This window comes from Uliginosibacterium gangwonense DSM 18521 (assembly GCF_000373965.1).
In the GTDB taxonomy this organism is placed as follows: Bacteria; Pseudomonadota; Gammaproteobacteria; order Burkholderiales; family Rhodocyclaceae; genus Uliginosibacterium; species Uliginosibacterium gangwonense.
In genome coordinates, this window is record NZ_KB892839.1 from 47,196 (window position 1) to 63,692 (window position 16,497).

General features: G+C 56.8%; 15 protein-coding genes. 2 read left to right on the forward strand and 13 right to left on the reverse strand.

Going from position 1 to position 16,497, the window contains the following annotated elements:
- Positions 1–16 precede the first annotated feature (16 nt).
- Positions 17–1,444: a xylulokinase gene (locus tag B145_RS0108400; protein WP_018606613.1), complete on the forward strand. Its 1,428-nt coding sequence runs from the start codon at positions 17–19 to the stop codon at positions 1,442–1,444.
- A gap of 270 nt (positions 1,445–1,714) precedes the next feature.
- Here the strand turns inward: B145_RS0108400 and B145_RS0108405 are convergent, their stop codons facing one another.
- Positions 1,715–3,037: a glycosyl hydrolase family 28 protein gene (locus tag B145_RS0108405; protein WP_018606615.1), complete on the reverse strand. Its 1,323-nt coding sequence runs from the start codon at positions 3,035–3,037 to the stop codon at positions 1,715–1,717.
- 190 nt (positions 3,038–3,227) lie between these two features.
- Between B145_RS0108405 and B145_RS0108410 the strand changes: the two genes are divergently transcribed.
- On the forward strand, positions 3,228–3,467 hold the full coding sequence (locus B145_RS0108410) for a hypothetical protein (RefSeq protein ID WP_018606617.1): 240 nt from the start codon (positions 3,228–3,230) through the stop codon (positions 3,465–3,467).
- 709 nt (positions 3,468–4,176) lie between these two features.
- Here the strand turns inward: B145_RS0108410 and B145_RS0108415 are convergent.
- The 12 genes from B145_RS0108415 to fliF form a co-directional block, all read right to left on the reverse strand.
- On the reverse strand, positions 4,177–6,534 hold the full coding sequence (locus B145_RS0108415) for a heavy metal translocating P-type ATPase (protein ID WP_018606618.1): 2,358 nt from the start codon (positions 6,532–6,534) through the stop codon (positions 4,177–4,179).
- Positions 6,535–6,624: 90 nt separating this feature from the next.
- The gene (locus B145_RS0108420; protein WP_018606620.1) at positions 6,625–7,101 is read right to left on the reverse strand and encodes a copper chaperone PCu(A)C; all 477 of its coding nucleotides are present in this window, start codon (positions 7,099–7,101) and stop codon (positions 6,625–6,627) included.
- Positions 7,102–7,139: 38 nt separating this feature from the next.
- Positions 7,140–7,547, reverse strand: a complete 408-nt coding sequence (locus tag B145_RS29615) for a DUF2946 family protein (protein WP_169558544.1) — start codon at positions 7,545–7,547, stop codon at positions 7,140–7,142.
- Positions 7,548–7,721: 174 nt separating this feature from the next.
- Complete coding sequence (gene fliN / locus B145_RS0108425; protein WP_018606622.1) at positions 7,722–8,147, reverse strand: flagellar motor switch protein FliN; 426 nt, start codon at positions 8,145–8,147, stop codon at positions 7,722–7,724.
- Entirely contained in the window at positions 8,140–9,171 is a 1,032-nt protein-coding gene (fliM, locus tag B145_RS0108430) for a flagellar motor switch protein FliM (protein WP_018606625.1), read from the reverse strand. The genes fliN and fliM overlap by 8 nt, the downstream gene beginning before the upstream one ends.
- 26 nt (positions 9,172–9,197) lie before the next feature.
- Positions 9,198–9,779 (reverse strand): flagellar basal body-associated FliL family protein, encoded by a 582-nt coding sequence (locus B145_RS0108435; protein ID WP_018606627.1) that lies wholly within the window; start codon positions 9,777–9,779, stop codon positions 9,198–9,200.
- Between the two features lie 146 nt (positions 9,780–9,925).
- Positions 9,926–11,137 (reverse strand): flagellar hook-length control protein FliK, encoded by a 1,212-nt coding sequence (locus B145_RS27360; protein ID WP_018606629.1) that lies wholly within the window; start codon positions 11,135–11,137, stop codon positions 9,926–9,928.
- Between the two features lie 67 nt (positions 11,138–11,204).
- Entirely contained in the window at positions 11,205–11,651 is a 447-nt protein-coding gene (fliJ, locus tag B145_RS0108445; RefSeq protein ID WP_018606631.1) for a flagellar export protein FliJ, read from the reverse strand.
- A 27-nt stretch (positions 11,652–11,678) separates the two neighbouring features.
- The gene (fliI, locus tag B145_RS0108450) at positions 11,679–13,085 is read right to left on the reverse strand and encodes a flagellar protein export ATPase FliI (protein WP_018606633.1); all 1,407 of its coding nucleotides are present in this window, start codon (positions 13,083–13,085) and stop codon (positions 11,679–11,681) included.
- A gap of 17 nt (positions 13,086–13,102) precedes the next feature.
- Positions 13,103–13,777, reverse strand: a complete 675-nt coding sequence (locus tag B145_RS0108455) for a flagellar assembly protein FliH (protein ID WP_018606634.1) — start codon at positions 13,775–13,777, stop codon at positions 13,103–13,105.
- Positions 13,778–13,789: 12 nt separating this feature from the next.
- Complete coding sequence (fliG, locus tag B145_RS0108460; protein ID WP_018606636.1) at positions 13,790–14,797, reverse strand: flagellar motor switch protein FliG; 1,008 nt, start codon at positions 14,795–14,797, stop codon at positions 13,790–13,792.
- Complete coding sequence (fliF, locus tag B145_RS0108465) at positions 14,778–16,493, reverse strand: flagellar basal-body MS-ring/collar protein FliF (protein WP_018606638.1); 1,716 nt, start codon at positions 16,491–16,493, stop codon at positions 14,778–14,780. Before fliF ends, fliG begins: the two co-directional genes overlap by 20 nt.
- Positions 16,494–16,497 lie beyond the last annotated feature (4 nt).

The window sequence follows — 16,497 nt, forward strand, 5'->3', positions numbered from 1 at the left end:
GATGGATGACAAATAGATGTATCTGGGTCTGGATATCGGTACCGGTTCTGCCAAGGCCTTGTTGCTGGATGAAACAGGAGCCACGGTATATGAAGCCAGCGCGGCGTATCAGCCACTCAGCCCGAACGCAGGGTGGAGCGAGATTGATCCGGGGCTGTGGTGGCAGGCCTTATGTGATTGCTTGAGCCGCTTCCCCGCAAATGCACGGGCTGCCATCAAGGGGATCGGCCTCTCCGGGCAGATGCATGGTGTTGTATTGTCTGATGCCGATGGCAACGCCTTGCGCCCGGCCATCCTCTGGCTGGATACGCGGGCAAGGGCACAACTTGCGCGTTATCCCATCGATAGCCTGCAACGCCTTGGCAATGCACCTTCACCGGGGATGGCCGGGCCTATCCTGGTGTGGTTGGCCGAACATGAACCTTTGAGCATGCAGGCTGCGCGCTGGGCCTTGCAACCCAAGGATTGGCTGCGTCTGAAGCTGACAGGGTACGCCAATGCCGAGGATTCAGATGCCACCGGCACTTTGCTCGCAGACCGACATGGCGCATGGGATCGCAAATTGCTGGCCCAGCTTGGCCTGCCAGAAAGCCTGTTTGCACCCACGGCTTCATCTGCCAAGGTGACGGGTTGCCTGACCACACAGGCCGCTGCCGTATTGGACTTGCCTGCAGGTATCCCTGTGGCGGGCGGCGGTGGCGATACGCCGGTCGCCGCATTCGGCAGTGGTTTGATACAAGACGGCGCAGCCCAGCTTACAACAGGCAGTGGTGCGCAGATTGTGGTGATCCAAAAATCTATGCCTGCGGCTTCACCCGTTCTGAACTGTTATCGCACAGTCGGGCCTGAGAATCTGCCACGTTGGTATCTGATGGCGGCTATGCAGAATGCCGGTGTGGCCTTGGAATGGGTCAGGCATACCCTGGGGCTGGATTGGCAAGAGGCTTATGCCAAAGCATTTTCGGCTACTGTAAATGATAATGTGTTTTTCCTGCCCTATCTGAGTGGTGAGCGTACGCCCTGGATGGATTCCCGCGTGCGCGGCGCCTGGATCGGCGTGGGGCCGGATAGTGATGCAGGCGCTCTGATGCGTTCGGCATTCTTCGGGGTTGCCTTTGCCATTCGTGCGGGGCTGGATGCCTTGCTGGATCACGGCGTCAGCATTACCGGCCTGCGTCTGGCAGGCGGTGGCTCTGTGTACCGGCCCTGGCAACAACTGTTGATGGATGTATTGCAACAGCCCTTGAGCGCAGTGGCCTGCCCAAATGCATCTGCACGCGGGGCAGCCATCCTGGGTGGAATGGCTGCCGGGCATTGGCAGGCATCGGATCTGGCTGCCCTGGCGCCCACGTGCGAACCGCTGGGCGCTCCTGAACAAACGTATGAGGACGCCTACCAGCGGTTTCGTGACCTGTATGGGCGCCTTGCTGGCTGGTTCATCTGAGGATCTACTCGTGACGCCCACTCCAGCACTTGAGGAGTAGGGTGTTGCCGACCACGCTGACACTTGAGAATATCATCGCCGCTCTAGAAATCACCGGGTTGAGTATGCCCGCAACAGCCAGTGGTATGCCGATCAGCCGTGTAGGGCGAGTTAGGCGAAGCCGTAACCTGTGCTACAAGGCTGGTCGAAGCGATAAGCACCTGAAAAAAATGCCCATGCAGTCGCATGGGCATTTAAATCTGTACAAATAAAACAATCTAAACGCAGTGTTTAAAACGAGGAGCTTGAGCAGGCCGGCACGGTGCCAGACAGGGTAAAGTCTTTGGGCGTGCTCACATTAGTACCCGATGCCGTCACGCCCGTCACGTTGTACTCATGAATGGTGGCGAATTGATCGGATGAGTTGCCGCCCACTGCTGAATCCAAACTGACGTTAGCCAGATAGGCTTCCAAAATGTGGCTGGCATCACGTCCGTCGAACAGAGTATAAGCACTGCCCAAGGAACTGATCGAGGTTGCGCCATTGACGACGACCCCGGTCACGGTCGGCGTACCACTGGGCGAGCCGGTTTTGCACGCTGCGTAGTTGGTGTCAAACATGATGACATGTTTGACACCCTTCATGCAGGTATTCAGGAAGCTCACATTCTTCACGGTCAGGGCACAGCTTGGGCCAGTCTTGATGTCCATCCCATTCGGGTTAGACGTCACGTTGCCCAGCAAATCAGTACCCGATACCCAGTTGGAGTCAAACAGGATGTTGGAAACGTTGTTGGCATAAATGCTGCCCACTGACAGACCGTGTGTGCCGTAGAAGTGGGAGTTCTTTACCGTTACATTAGATATATCACCGGTGTTGGTCTTGATCGCAACGCCATCATCCCCGGCTTCAACTGAAGAGTTGATAACTGAAGCATTGGTCAAACTATCAATATCAATACCATCAGCATTCTTGCGAGTCGCGGGGGTGCGAATTGTCACTCCCCAGGCGGTGAAGCCACTGCCACCTTCCACATAAAGGTTGGGGAAGATGGATTCTTTCAATGTGACGTTATAAACAATGAAATTGCTGATGTTTTTGGCTTGAACCAAGCGTGAAGTGCTGCTGCCAGCCAGGATATCACCGCGACCGTCAATGGTTCCCTGATCGGAACCTGCAGTGCCCAACCCCATCAGGAAGGAATTCGAACCACTGAAAGTAATCAACGGAGCATTGGCCGTGGCATAACTTTGCAAACCATACACAGTCACCCCTTTGCCAATCACAAGACCTGCACCACTAGCGGTCAAATTGCCAACGTAAAATGCATTATTTGAACCCGATGCCACCAAACAAATAGCTTTGCCAGTACCTGCAACGCCAGTCAGTGCGTTCTGCACACGTGTGGTGTCATCACCAGTGGGGCTGGCACGGTTATTGGACGAGAATTGTGCGCTCAAGGTTTGTGCAGCAGCACAGCTTGGTACGCTAGGTTGCGACACGGTACGAGAATCCCCTGTCGCTATAGTAGGAGTTGCTGCAAATGCAACTTGAGCAGCCAAGGCAGACAGAACGGCCAGCGTGCTGGCGGACAACAGAAACTTGGTCTCCACATCTTTCTCCAGTCTTGATTTTTTATCAAATTAACACCGATGCAATCTCATTTGCACATAAGCACTTTCAAAAAGCCAATAATCATGAACGGTCATGTTGACTAGCCTATTAATGCTGATTAAGTAGCAAATGCCTCACAGCTGTATCCAGATCGCGTTAGCAGCCTAGCAAATGATTCTGGAGAATTCAATGTCAGACAAATTCTTAAAATATGTCAAAAAAGAAATTTTTGCGCCTCTTTGTTCTCCCGTTTCTCTCCTTTTAGCTTTGCAAAAATATGTCATTAACAAGCCTGCGAATATCTCAAGAGCCAAGTCACACAACAGTCTTGAGACCGGTATCAAGACTAGAGGCAGCACGGAGCATCTCGGAGATTTCTCCTTTTCTTGTAGCAAAAAGTCTGACAAAAAATTTCTTATATATCAATAAAATAATATTGTTAATAAGTGTAACGAAATTTTCTACAAACTGATTGAAGCTGAGCCAAAGCTTACAAAAACATCTTCAATACATTGATATATATGGATATTATTGAAACTCTGAAAGTCTGGCTATGCAGAAAAGAATATTTACAAAAGTGGTAGGTGTTTACCCTTGTCTCTGGCTTTCTTGGTGGAGCTGGAATGAAGACTTGAGTTGTAATCGCTTACAAGCAAACCGGTAGATAATGACCCTGAACGCGGCCTAAGCCAGATTTGCCAATTTTTGCATTTTCAATTTGTTACAACTCACTCGAAAAACTACAAGAACTGTGACTGTGGCGAATAACAAAGGGGTAAGAACTTTATCGTTTGACACGTGAGCGATTGCAAATAAATATACGTAATAAATAATTCAAAACATGATACAAACGAGTGGGTAAAATTATTCTCATCTGCTAAGGAGCATCCAGGAAAAAATCAGAAGACACCGCGTATGGCGCACACTGGATAATCCGGCACGACTTGTAGGGCGCCAATGAGCGCAGCGAATTGCGCCGTATGAAGGAGCGTTCTGGGATCACCCCATCCGGCGCAATTCGCTTCGCTTCATTGTCTCCTTCGGCGCCTTACTAATGCCCGCTTTCGACACGTGGCGCGACCGTTCGTTCATGGCCGAACTCAGTGAAAGGCTGGTGTATTGCACTAGCCTTGCATAGTTACTCGTGATGTCCGCGCCAGCGTTTGAGGAGCAGGGCGTTGCTAACTACGCTGACGCTTGAGAATGCCATGGCCGCCCCGGCGATCACAGGGTTGAGCATGCCTGCTGCGGCCAGCGGTATGCCAATCAGGTTGTAGATGAAGGCCCAGAACAGGTTCTGATGGATCTTGCGAGTCGTTTGCCGGGAGATATCGATGGCATCCATGACCAGACGCGGGTCGGCGCGCATCAGGGTAATGCCTGCGGCATGCATGGCGACGTCGGTGCCGCTTCCCATGGCGAACCCGACATCTGCTGCGGCAAGTGCCGGGGCGTCGTTGATGCCATCACCGATCATGGCGACAGCCCCGTATTGCTGACGCAGGGCTTCGATGATGCGGGCCTTGTCGGCGGGCAATACTTCTGCGCGGACTTCTTCCACACCGAGTGTTTTGGCAATGGCTGCCGCGCTGATGGCGTGGTCGCCTGTGAGCAACACGCTGCGGATGCCAGCGGATTTGAGATGGGCAATGGCTTGTGCGGATTCCACGCGGGGGGCATCGCCAAAAGCGAATAGCGCGAGTAGCTGTGGTGGTGTGCTTAACTCGACCAGCCAGGAGACGGTATGCCCTTGTTCTTGGTGGGGGGCTGCCTGGGTTGCCAAGGTTTCGGCGTGCAGGCCGAGTTCGCTCATCCATTTCAGGCTGCCCAGGGCATAGGTATGGCCGTCAATCACGCCCTGGATGCCTCGCCCAGCGACTGCTTTCACATCGCTTGCGGCAGGTGTGGCGCCCTGGGCTGCGTTGCGCAGGGCGTGGGCAAGGGGGTGTTCGCTGCCTGCCTGCAAAGCGGCCGCCAGTGCCAGGGTATGCGATGCGCCTGCGGGAGACACGTTTTCGTGGGCCATCAGGATCGGTTTGCCCTGGGTCAGCGTGCCGGTCTTGTCGAAGGCCACTACGCGTACGCGGTGGGCAATTTCCAGCGCTTCTGCATCGCGGATCAGGATGCCGTGGCGAGCCGCTACGCCGCTACCCACCATCATTGCGGTGGGCGTAGCCAAGCCCAGCGCACAGGGGCAGGCGATCACCAGTACCGCAACGGCGTTGAGCAGGGCCTGTTGCCAGTCGCCTTGCCAGATGCCCCAGCCAAGCAGGGTCAGCGCGGCGATGCCCATCACGATGGGGACGAAGACTGCGGCCACGCGGTCTACCTGATGCTGGATGGGGGCTTTTTTTGCCTGGGCGCTTTCAACCAGTTCGATGATGCGGGCCAGCGCGGTTTGTGCGCCGACTGCCGTGGTACGCAAGGCGATGAGGCCTTCCCCGTTGACCGAGCCACCAATCAGCACGGCCCCTTGGGTTTTGGCTACAGGCAGGCTTTCACCCGTGATGAGCGCTTCATCCACTTGGCTTTCGCCTTCGATCAACATGCCGTCTACCGGGATGCGTTCGCCGGGCCGTACGACGACAATGTCGCCGAGTGCGACACGCCCGATGGCGACCTCTTCCTCGCCAGCAGCGGTGCGGATACGTGCGGTTTCCGGGCGCAAGGCCTGCAGGGCGCGAATGGCTGCTGTGGTCTGGCGTTTGGCACGGCCTTCCAGCCATTTACCCAGCAGCACCAGGGTAATGACGACGGCGGAGGCCTCAAAATACAGGTGGGCACCCGGTTTGGCAAAGAGCAGATACAGGCTGAGCCCGTAGGCCGCGCTGGTGCCCAAGGCCACCAGGAGATCCATGTTGCCACTGCCGGCACGCAGGGATTTCCAGCCAGCACGATAGAAACGGGCGCCAAACACAAACTGTACCGGGCTTGCCAGCAGGCATTGCAGCCAACCAGCCAACATCCAATGGACACCGAACAATTCGCCTGCCATGGGGAGAACCAGCGGTAGGCTCAATAGGGCGCTGAGAATCAGCGGCAGGGCCTGTGCCTTGCGGTTTTCCTCGGCCTTCTGGGAGTGCGCTTCGCGGAGATTACCCTCAAATCCAGCGCCTTCCAGGGCTTGAATAAGCGGGGCAACATCTGCATCCAGGCGGGTTTGGATGCGCGCCATTTCTGTGGCGAGATTGACTTCCACCTCGGTGACGCCGGGGACGCGGCCCAGTGCTTTTTCCACGCGGGCCACGCAACTGGCGCAGGTCATGCCGCGTACTTCAAGATCGATTTTGTGTACCGGCACATCGAATCCGGCGCGCTGGATCGCTTGCAACACCGCATCCAGACTGGCTTCGCCACGGACGCTGGCACGTTCGCTTGCCAGATTGACACTGGCCTCATGTACCCCCTGCACAGCACGCAGGTTTCTTTCCAGGCGGGCAGAGCAGGAGGCGCAAGTCATGCCTTCAATGGGAAGGCTGAAGTGATTGTCGGGCATGAGTGATCTAATTATTGGGGGAGGGGAATAAGACGTATTCTCCCTCATCCCCCGGTGCTTGCCCATCCCTACATCTACAGGTAGAAACTGTCAGTGGTGCATGGGGGCTGCGCCCACGGCCTCTACCTGGACTTCAACATCGATTTCGCCTGCCTTCTCGAACTTCAGATGGAGCGGGAATTTGCTGCCTTCCTTGAGTGGAGCCTTCAGTTCGATGAACATGATGTGCAGGTTTCCCGGCTTGAGTTCCACGGTTTGCCCGGCAGGCAGTTCGATACCGTTATCGAGCTTGCGCATGCGCATGACTTCACCGTCCATGCTCATCGAATGAAGCTCGACGGCCTTGGATACGTCAGCCTCTGCCGAGATCAGGCGATCTGCTTCGCCACTGTTGTCTATACGCAAAAAGCCGCCGCCAGAGGGTTGTCCGGCTACGGTAGCGCGCGCCCAGGGGTGATGGATCTTGAGTTTGCCAAGCGTGTAGCCGTGGGCCTGGGCATTGAAAGAGGCGAACGAGAACAGCGCCAGCAGCGCTATCCACAGCGTGCGCGAGAAGATTGATTTCATTGCAGTATCCTATCTGTTTGGGTGATGAAAATAAGGGTTCAGACAGATGCTGCGGGTGGGGCGCGAGGGGATTGCAGGTTCCAACGTGGTTTATTGTCAGGAGTAGGTGTGACAGCAGCATGGAGAATATGGCCGTAAGCAGTTGCGAGCGGGCCATCGCTGTTGGGTAGGGCATTCAGTGCCAGATGGGCACCGGCCAGGCAGAGCGGGCAGCGTAAGGGTGAGTTTGGGGCGGGTGAGCCCGGGGCGGGCGATTTTTTGCTACTGTCATCATCCAGGCTGACAAGAATCTGCCGGGCACCACTTGCCGAGCATAGGGTACTCAGAACCCCGCTTGGGATGGGGAACGCCATCCATAGTGGCATCAGGCCATGGCAGAAGACCGCCAGTATGGCAAGCCAGATAATCTGGCGAGGACACGCACGGATAGGCTGGAACTTGGGCATCCAGTGTGGCAGGCTCTATTGGGTGACGATGATTGCCTGAGTCATGCCCAAGCAAATTCTATTTTGCTGACATGGTAAATGGAGCGGCTGCCTTTTGCCAAGTAAGGGGAGGGGGACGAGATAAAAAATGCCAGTCTGGTGACTGGCATTTTTGGGGAACAGCAACGGGTTCTTTCAGTGCCTGAGCTTTCTGACCCGCTCTGAAGGCGTGATGATGTCTGTGAGCCGGATACCGAATTTGTCGTTGACGACCACCACCTCACCCTGAGCGATCAGGGTGCCGTTGACCAGCACATCCATCGGCTCGCCTGCCAGCGCATCCAGTTCCACGACTGAGCCGTGTGCCAGTTGCAGAAGGTTGCGGATCGAAATTTTGGTGCGGCCCAGCTCCACGGTCAGGGCAACTGGGATGTCCAGAATCAGCTCGTAGTCATTCATCGAGCCTGGGCCGGTCGATGTGCCGTCAAAACTCGGGAAGAGGCCCCCTGCCGGTTGAACCTGGGGTTCAGCCATTGCCGCATCGGCAACAGCCTGTTCTTGCATGGCGGCAGCCCAATCGTCTTCAGAGATCTGGTCGTCTGGGGTGTCTGTATCAGCCATGGTTTTGTCCTCCTTGTACGCCCAGCTTGGTGGCGATCAGGTTGATCTCGGTGTCCTCGGGGCGGATGAAACGCTCCACCCGCAAGGCATAGTGCCCTGCCTGGGTTCCGTATTTGCATTCAAGCACTTTAACGCCATCTACATGCGCCTCAATCAGCTCTGGCACTTCCATCGGAATGATGTCACCTACCTTGAGATTGGCAACCTCACGCAGGCTGATTTTGGCGGTGCCCAAGTTGGCGATCAGATTGATGTCCACGCCGTTGATCTGCTTGGACATCAGGCTGACCCAACGCTTGTCTTGCGTGATGTGGTCAGACTGCATGGTGCTGTAGAGAATATCGCGTATCGGCTCCACCATCGAGTAGGGGAAGCAGATGTGCATGTCTGCCTGCGCTCCTCCGAACTCAAGGGTGAAAGACGTTGCCACCACGATTTCAGAAGGGGTGGCAATGTTGGCAAACTGCGAGTTCATTTCGCTGCGGATGTATTCGAACTGTAGCTGGAATACCGGGGACCATGCACGTTCATACTCGGCAAACACCACGCGCAGCAGCCCCTGGATGATGCGTTGCTCGGTAGGGGTGAAGTCCCGCCCCTCCACCCGAGTGTGGAAGCGACCGTCGCCGCCGAACATGTTGTCGACCACCAGGAACACGAGGTTGGGGTCGAACACGATCAGCCCCGTGCCACGCAGTGGCTTGGCCATCACCAGGTTGAGGTTGGTGGGTACGACCAGATTGCGCACAAATTCGCTGTACTTCTGTACCCGGATGGGGCCCACCGAAACTTCCGAGTTCCGGTGCATGTAGTTGAAGAGCCCGATCCGCAGGTAACGGGCGTAGCGCTCGTGGATGAGTTCGAGCGTAGGCATCCGCCCACGCACGATCCGCTCTTGCGTGGCGAGGTTGTACGGACGTATACCAGAGCCGTCGTCGCTTGACTGCTCCGGTTCATCCAGCTCCCCGGTAACGCCCTTAAGTAGTGCGTCTACCTCTTCCTGGGAGAGAAAGTCCTGACCCATGATCGGCCTCGCTTCCTGCCGTTTGCCTACTGCACAATAAACTGAGTGAAGAATACGCCAACGACGGGAGCGCCATCATCGCCAGCCTCCCCATCATCTACGCTTTTCTTCTTTTTCTTGGGGGGTGTCCACCCCAGTACATTGTTCACGATATCCCGGATGTCCTTGGCGAGTTCCTTGCGTCCATCAGGTGTGGTGACCTCTGAGGCCTTTTTGCCTGATAACAGCGAGAGTACCTCATGACGAACCTGGGGCATGAACACCTTCACCTCTTCTCCAATCTTGTCGTTCTGAACACGCAAGGTGGCAACCACCTGGAGGAACTGTTCGCCGTTTTCCGGTTGGAGATTGACGGTAAAAGGTTCCATGGCCACAAAGACGGGCGGCTTGTGCGGGTCAAATGCTGCAGCCTCATGTGTTTGCTCTGCAGTAGCTTCTTCACCGTCTGCCGCTTTGCTCTTTTTCTTGAGCATCAAGACTGCGCCTACTCCTGCTACGGCCAATACCAGCACCAAGATAAGAACCATCACAATAATCTTCTTCATGTTGCTTTTGCCTGCTGGTACTGGTGCAGGTGCTTCTTCTTTCTTTGGCGCTTCTTTGGCCATGATCACAAATCCTATATCTCGTTATCTTGGTGACAGAATGGAGTACACCACAGTCTGAATAACGGTTGATCCCAGCCTGAAATGAAGGGCGTTGCCCCCTGTTTTTTACTTCAGCCTTGCAAATGTTCAGGCAAGGCTTTCATTTTTCAGGCAAAAAGGTCTACCAGACCATTGCCTCTTGTCGTTCTGCCGTGTGTATCTGCCAGTGATGGCAGGCCGTCTACGTCGGCGCTGCCGCCTGTGAGCCAGCGTTGAGATTGCGATGAGTTTCGCGCTGCATATTGATCGGCTTGTGCTTGCCCGCTGTTGCCCGCACTCACGTTGGCCTGCCCCAATTGGATGCCTGCGTCGGCCAGCACTTCGCGCAAGCGTGGCATAGCGTCCTGAATGGCATCCCGCGTGGCTTGGTTGGCGGCCGTGAAGGAGGCCGATGCCTGATCGCCATTAAGGTTGATGCTCACTTCGATCTTGCCCATATGCGGTGGATTCAGGATCAATTCAGCCCGGCCATTATCCTTGTTGGCGACCCAGCTCAGGCGTTGCCCCACCTCGTCAGCCCAGTTGTGGGCGGTGACGGGGGTGCTGATGGTGTGCTGGGTGATGATCTGTGGTGAGTCTGCACGCGTTTCCGGTTTTACGCCGAATGCCATCTGGGCGTTGTTCAGCTCGGTGGCGAAACTGCTGGTATGCGAGGTCGTGGCTTCACGGGGGAGATCCTTCCCCTTGAGGTCTTCTGCGACCAGGGCAGGCGCGTTCTTGTCGGTGACAACCTTGGTCGCAAGGCTGAGCAATTCCTTGCTGTCTTTTGTGTCAAGCGCGTCCGGCGTTGATTTGCTTGGGACCAGAGGATCGGTGGGCAAGGTGGCGGAAGTTGATGCCGCCTGCTCCTTATTGTTTGCCGCAGGCACGGCAATGTTTGCCGTGGGCGCCTGGGTAAATGCCACGGCCTGCTGGGCTGCCAAGGCCAGAGTCGTATCGTCTGGCGTGGTGTCATCAGGGGCGGTGCTGTTTTGTGCCGTCGGTGTAACAGTGGTTTGGCTCAGCATGGATTGAAGGGCGCTCAGTGCCAGTGTGGCAGGCGAAACAGGGGCTTGGCGTGCGGGGTCGGCAGCTTCCGGCTCCGAAGCGTCCGCCGCTGTGGCGGCGGGTTGATTGGCCTCTGCTGCCTTGTTTGCCGGGTTATTGCCTGAGCTGGCTGTGTTCTCTATGCGGCTATTGGCTGACTTCAAGGCCTGTGAGAATGAGGATGGGCCTTGGTCCGGTGCGCCTTGTGTGGTGGCGGGTGCGGCTGTATTTTGCGGCACGCGGGCGGCAGGGGGCGCTTGTAGCGGGATGTTCAGGGTGCTTTGCTCATTCATGGCCATTCCTTAATGCCCGACAGGGTTTTCTGTCCATCATTCAGCAAGCACTGTGCCAAGCCAGATCTTACTCATCCGGCTGAGCCTGATGATGCTTGGCGGCATGCTCATCGCTCAGGCGTTGCTCCTGCTTGGCTTCACGTTGGAGTTCCTGGAGATGCTGGCGATGGGACAGCGTGTCGAAGGCCTTGGCCCGGTTACGCTCGTGCGTCCAATGTTTTTGCCCGGTAGCCGTTGCGTGTTTGGAGTGGTCAACGATGCGCTCCTGCTGGGTGATGGCCTCATCCAGTTGCAGCAGGAAGGACGAGTAATTGCGCCAGGCATTGGGGTCGATCCCCCCCTTGGCGGTGGAGAGGAAACGGGCCCGGTATTCCTCACGATACTGGCGGAGCATTTGCAGCTTGTCTTCGCAAGCCCGTTCACTGGCAATGAGTTCGCCCAACTTGCGAGTGGCATCATCCACGCGAGTCTTGGCCAGATCCTGAAGCGTTTGCAGTGGGGTTTTGTGTGGCATTGTCTTATTACTTTAGACCTTGTACGGCTAAAAGATGCTGGTACCAAACAGTTGTTGCAATTGATTTAGACTGTCTTCGTGGTCAGCGCGCTCTTCAATGGCTTGCTGCAGGAATTTCTCCAGCATCGGGTACATGCGCACGGATTCATCAAGCAAAGGATCGCCGCCCGGTTGATAGGCGCCTACTGCAATCAGGTCCCGAGAACGCTGATAGCGTGAGAAGAGCTGTTTGAATTTGCGGACCAGTTCGAAATGGCTGGGGCGGATCAAACCGTGCATGGCACGCGAGATGGATTGTTCGATGTCGATGGCAGGGTAGTGTCCTTGGTCCGCCAGTGTGCGGGAGAGCACGAAGTGGCCGTCCAGAATGGCCCGGGCCGAATCGGCAATCGGGTCTTGCTGGTCGTCTCCTTCGGTCAGCACCGTGTAGAAGGCAGTGATGGAGCCGCCATCTTCCGGGCCATTCCCTGCACGTTCCACCAATACCGGCATGCGGGCAAACACCGATGGCGGGTAGCCACGGGTGACGGGGGGTTCGCCAATGGCCAATGCGATTTCACGTTGGGCCATGGCGTAGCGGGTGAGGGAATCCATGATCAGCAACACCTGCTTGCCCTGATCGCGGAAGTACTCGGCAATCGAGGTGGCGTAGGACGCTGCCTGCAAGCGCATCAGTGGGCTGGTGTCGGCGGGGGCAGCCACCACCACAGAGCGCGCCAGCCCATAGCTGCCGAGGTTCTGCTCAATGAATTCCTTGACTTCACGGCCCCGCTCACCGATCAGCCCGACCACCACGACTTCTGCCGAAGTGTAGCGGGCCATCATCCCGATCAGCACAGATTTACCCACCCCCGAACCTGCAAACAGACCAACGCGCTGCCCGCGTCCGACGGTGAGCAGTGCATTGATGGCGCGAATCCCTACGTCCAACGTATGGGTGATCGGCGCACGCGCCAGTGGGTTGATCGGGCGACTCTGTAGAGAGCGGGTATGAGTGGTATTGAGGTTGCCCAAGGCATCAAGGGGACGCCCGGCGCCATCGACAACCCGCCCGAGCAATTCGTCGCCCACTGGCAAGTGTTTGGCGCGGTCAGAGGCACGCCGCCGGGGTTCAATCCGCTCGCTGGTGTTCGGCATAGGCTGTGCAGGTTCGTTGGGGAGAACCTGTGCGCCGGGGGCCAGCCCGAAGACATCGTCAGTGGGCATCATGAAGAGTTTCTCGCCAGAGAAACCCACCACTTCGGCTTCCACTGCGCCGCCACCGGGAACCAAGACCCGGCAGCCCGACCCCAGCGGGAGTTTCAGCCCCGCTGCTTCCATGACAAGGCCGTTGATACGGGTGAGCCGCCCCATGACCTGATAAGGCGTACTGGAGTGGACCACCTTCTGGCAGTCTTCCAGATAGCTACGCCAGGTTGGGCCAAAGTGCGGCATCTGTGTCTCCCTTTGGCCTATTCATCCAGGTATTTTGCGGCGGGTTTGGCGAGGTTTTCCACCACACGCCGCCAGCGGGTGTGAATCTGGGCGTCAATCATGGCACCTGCTGATTCGATCAGACATCCTCCTGGGGCAACGCTACTGTCTTCGGCAATCCGATGATGGATGTTGTCGTAATGTTCGCCCAGATAACGGCGGAGCATGTCTGCGTCGGCCGGATTGACGTGAATGCTGGCCGATTGCTGGGGCAGTTGAAGCAGTGCTTCGCGCACGACCGCTAATACAGCCTCCGGCTGGGTTTGCAGGGTGTCGCGCACCACTTGGCGAGCGATCTCGATAGCCAGCGCCTGGATTTCTTCAGCCACCTGCTGGTCGAAGTTGCTCATGGCCTTGTCCAGCTCTTCTACCATCTGATGCAATTCGGCTGCTTCAATGCGGCCCCGGGCGCTGCCTTCTTCATATCCGGCGGCATAGCCTTCGCGGCGGGCATCTTCCTGGAAGCGTTCGAGGTCTTCCAAGGTGGGTAGCTGCACGCCTGGGGCGATTTCCAGCGGCCCTTCCGGCTCGACAGCTTCCGCGCCAGTGGGCTGTTCGGCCTCAGTAGGCGGAGGCGGTGCAGCATCGAACTGGTCGAATTCCAGGCGCTGATAGGCGTTGGAGGCTTGGTTGCGGGAGATGACCTGATTCATGATCGGTTACGCCTAAACGAATGCATCTTCGCCGCCCTTGCCGCCGAGCATGATCTGCCCTTCTTCCGATAGGCGACGGGCAATCTTGAGGATTTCCTTCTGCGAAGCCTCTACTTCCGACAGGCGCACAGGGCCTTTCGATTCCAAATCTTCCTTGAGCATTTCCGCCGCACGGGATGACATGTTCTTGAAGACTTTCTCGCGCATTTCCGGGGCGGCACCTTTCAACGCAATGACCAGTTGGTCGCTTTGCACCTCGCGCAAAATGACCTGGATGCCCCGGTCATCAACATCCAGCAGGTTCTCGAAGACGAACATTTCATCGAGGATGCGTTGGGCCAGATCGGGGTCGTATTCGCGCACGTTGTCCAGAATGGCTGTTTCGGCTGCCGAACCGACAAAGTTGAGGATTTCCGCCGCGTGGCGCGTGCCGCCCATGGCGGTCTTCTTGGTTTGGGCCGAGCCAGACAACACCCGTGTCAGCGCCTCATTCAATTCCTTCAATGCGGTGGGCTGCACACCGTCCAGCGTGGCAATACGTAACAGAACGTCGTTGCGTTGGCGCTCAGTGAAATGGCGCAGGATTTCACCCGCGTGGTCAAACTCAAGGTGCACGAGAATGGTGGCGATGATCTGCGGGTGCTCGTTCTTGATGAGATCGGCGGCCGTAGCCGCATCCAGCCACTTGAGCGACTCTATCCCTGCAGTGTCGGAGCCCTGCAGCACGCGGGAGATCAGGTTGGCTGCGCGCTCGTCCCCCAAAGCCTTGGTCAGCATGATGCGGATGGACTCTTCATCCGGCTCGATGTGTGAGCCACGAGCAGCATGCATCTGCAATTCTTCAAGCATTTTCTCGACGCGGTCGCGCGGCTGTGGTGTCATGCGCGCCATCGCCGTTCCCAGCTTTTGGACCTCGCGCGGCGACAGATGCTTGAGCACCTCAGCGGATTCATTCGCGCCCAATGTAAGTAGGAGCAGGGCGCTCTTTTCCAGTCCTTCGTTAACGTCCTTCTGGGCCACCGCTGCCTCCAATCCATTCTTTGATCAGTTGTGCCACCATCCTTGGATCTTTTGCCGCCACCTCTCGAGCGCGAGCGAGTTTCTTCTCGTAGCTCATCTTCGCAAGTTCGAGTTCGAGCAACTCTGGTGACATTTCCTCTTCTTCCATCCTTTCCAGGCGTTCTTCCATGGTGGCAGAAGCCAATTCTGCGGCTTCCTCTTCTGCCTTGGCCGCTTCTTCTGCCGTTTTGGACGGCGCTACTGCACGCAGCAGCGGCTTGATGACACCAAAGATCAGGAAGGCCACCGCAGCGATCACAGCTAGCCAACGGGCGATTTCCTTGAGCATCGCCAGATTGTCCGGGTCCTTGAGGAAGGGCAGCGGCGGGACTTCTTCCTTCACGCCTTCAGTGAAAGCTGTGTTGGTGACGTTGAGCGTGTCCCCCCGCTTCTCATCATAACCAACTGCTTCACGCACCAGATCATTGATCTTTTTGAGTTCTGCGTCGGTGAGCGGAACCGGCTTCAACTGGCCTTTTGCGTCTTTCTCTGCACGGTTGTTGACCACGAGTGCAACCGAGAGGCGCTTGACCTGCCCCAGTGAGCGTTTGACGTGCTGGATGGTCTTGTCGAGTTCGTAATTGGTGGTTGAGTTCCGGGCAGAATTCAGTGGCGTAGCTGTCGTGGTAGCGGATTGTGTGGTGCCCGGCACGGCAGGTGTGGTGACGGGCGCTGTTGCCGGTACGGGCGGCTGATTGGACAGTGCCCCCGGCACACCTTGCGGGCCGGGTTGGTTGGTTTGATTGTCGCTGAGTTGCTGGCTGCGGATGGCTGTATTGGGCGGTGGATTGGGCTTATAGGTTTCCGAAGTCTGCTCGGTGGCGTCAAAGTCAATATCGGCGGCGACCTGGGCGCGGAAGTTGCCGATGCCTACGACGGGTTCAAGAATGGTCTGGATGCGTTGGATATAGCTATCTTCCACATTGCGGATGTATTCAAGCTGGGTATCATCCAGCGCGGGGCCATCTTGTGAGCGTTGGCGGGCAAGGAGATTGCCGTTCTGGTCAATCAGGCTGACTTGGTTGGCAGCCAGTTCCGGCACACTGGAGGAAACCAGATGCACGATCCCGGCAATCTGTGCTTGATCCAGCTTGCGCCCTGGGCGAAGGTTGACGACAACTGATGCGGTGGGTTTTTGCTCATTGCGCAGAAAGGCGGTCTGCTTGGGGATTGCCAGATGGACCCGTGCGCCTGCAACGGAGGAAATGGACAGGATGGTACGGGCCAGTTCGCCTTCCAGGGCGCGCTGGTAATTGATCTGCTCGTGAAATTGAGAGAGCCCCAGCTTGCTGGCGTCTAGCAACTCGAAACCCACCATGCCGCCCTTGGGAAGCCCTTGGGATGCGAGTGTCAGGCGCAATTCATTGGCCCGGTTGGCCGGTACCAGGATGGTGCCCCCACCACTTTCAACCTTGTACGGGATGTTGCCTTGTTGCAGGGCGGTGACAATGGCACCGCCATCTTTCTCGTCGATATTGGAAAACAGCACCGAATACTGTGGCTGCTGACTCCACAGCCATACCCCTACCACTAGGGCGATTGCCATGGCCAATACAACCGCACCCGCCATTTTTTGCTTGGGCGTGAGGCGATTGAAATTCTCCACTATCACCTGGATGGGAGAGGGGTTCGGTGCTGCAACTGCTTCTTCTGCCATGGTC

Coding starts and splice junctions, on each gene's coding strand:
- B145_RS0108435 (WP_018606627.1), bottom strand. CDS start 9,779: ATGGCCAAAGAAGCGCCAAAGAAAGAAGAAGCACCTGCACCAGTACCA.
- B145_RS27360 (WP_018606629.1), bottom strand. CDS start 11,137: ATGAATGAGCAAAGCACCCTGAACATCCCGCTACAAGCGCCCCCTGCC.
- fliI (WP_018606633.1), bottom strand. CDS start 13,085: ATGCCGCACTTTGGCCCAACCTGGCGTAGCTATCTGGAAGACTGCCAG.
- fliN (WP_018606622.1), bottom strand. CDS start 8,147: ATGGCTGATACAGACACCCCAGACGACCAGATCTCTGAAGACGATTGG.
- fliJ (WP_018606631.1), bottom strand. CDS start 11,651: ATGCCACACAAAACCCCACTGCAAACGCTTCAGGATCTGGCCAAGACT.
- fliF (WP_018606638.1), bottom strand. CDS start 16,493: ATGGCAGAAGAAGCAGTTGCAGCACCGAACCCCTCTCCCATCCAGGTG.
- B145_RS0108410 (WP_018606617.1), top strand. CDS start 3,228: ATGTCAGACAAATTCTTAAAATATGTCAAAAAAGAAATTTTTGCGCCT.
- fliM (WP_018606625.1), bottom strand. CDS start 9,171: ATGGGTCAGGACTTTCTCTCCCAGGAAGAGGTAGACGCACTACTTAAG.
- B145_RS29615 (WP_169558544.1), bottom strand. CDS start 7,547: ATGCCCAAGTTCCAGCCTATCCGTGCGTGTCCTCGCCAGATTATCTGG.
- B145_RS0108420 (WP_018606620.1), bottom strand. CDS start 7,101: ATGAAATCAATCTTCTCGCGCACGCTGTGGATAGCGCTGCTGGCGCTG.
- B145_RS0108415 (WP_018606618.1), bottom strand. CDS start 6,534: ATGCCCGACAATCACTTCAGCCTTCCCATTGAAGGCATGACTTGCGCC.
- B145_RS0108455 (WP_018606634.1), bottom strand. CDS start 13,777: ATGAATCAGGTCATCTCCCGCAACCAAGCCTCCAACGCCTATCAGCGC.
- B145_RS0108400 (WP_018606613.1), top strand. CDS start 17: ATGTATCTGGGTCTGGATATCGGTACCGGTTCTGCCAAGGCCTTGTTG.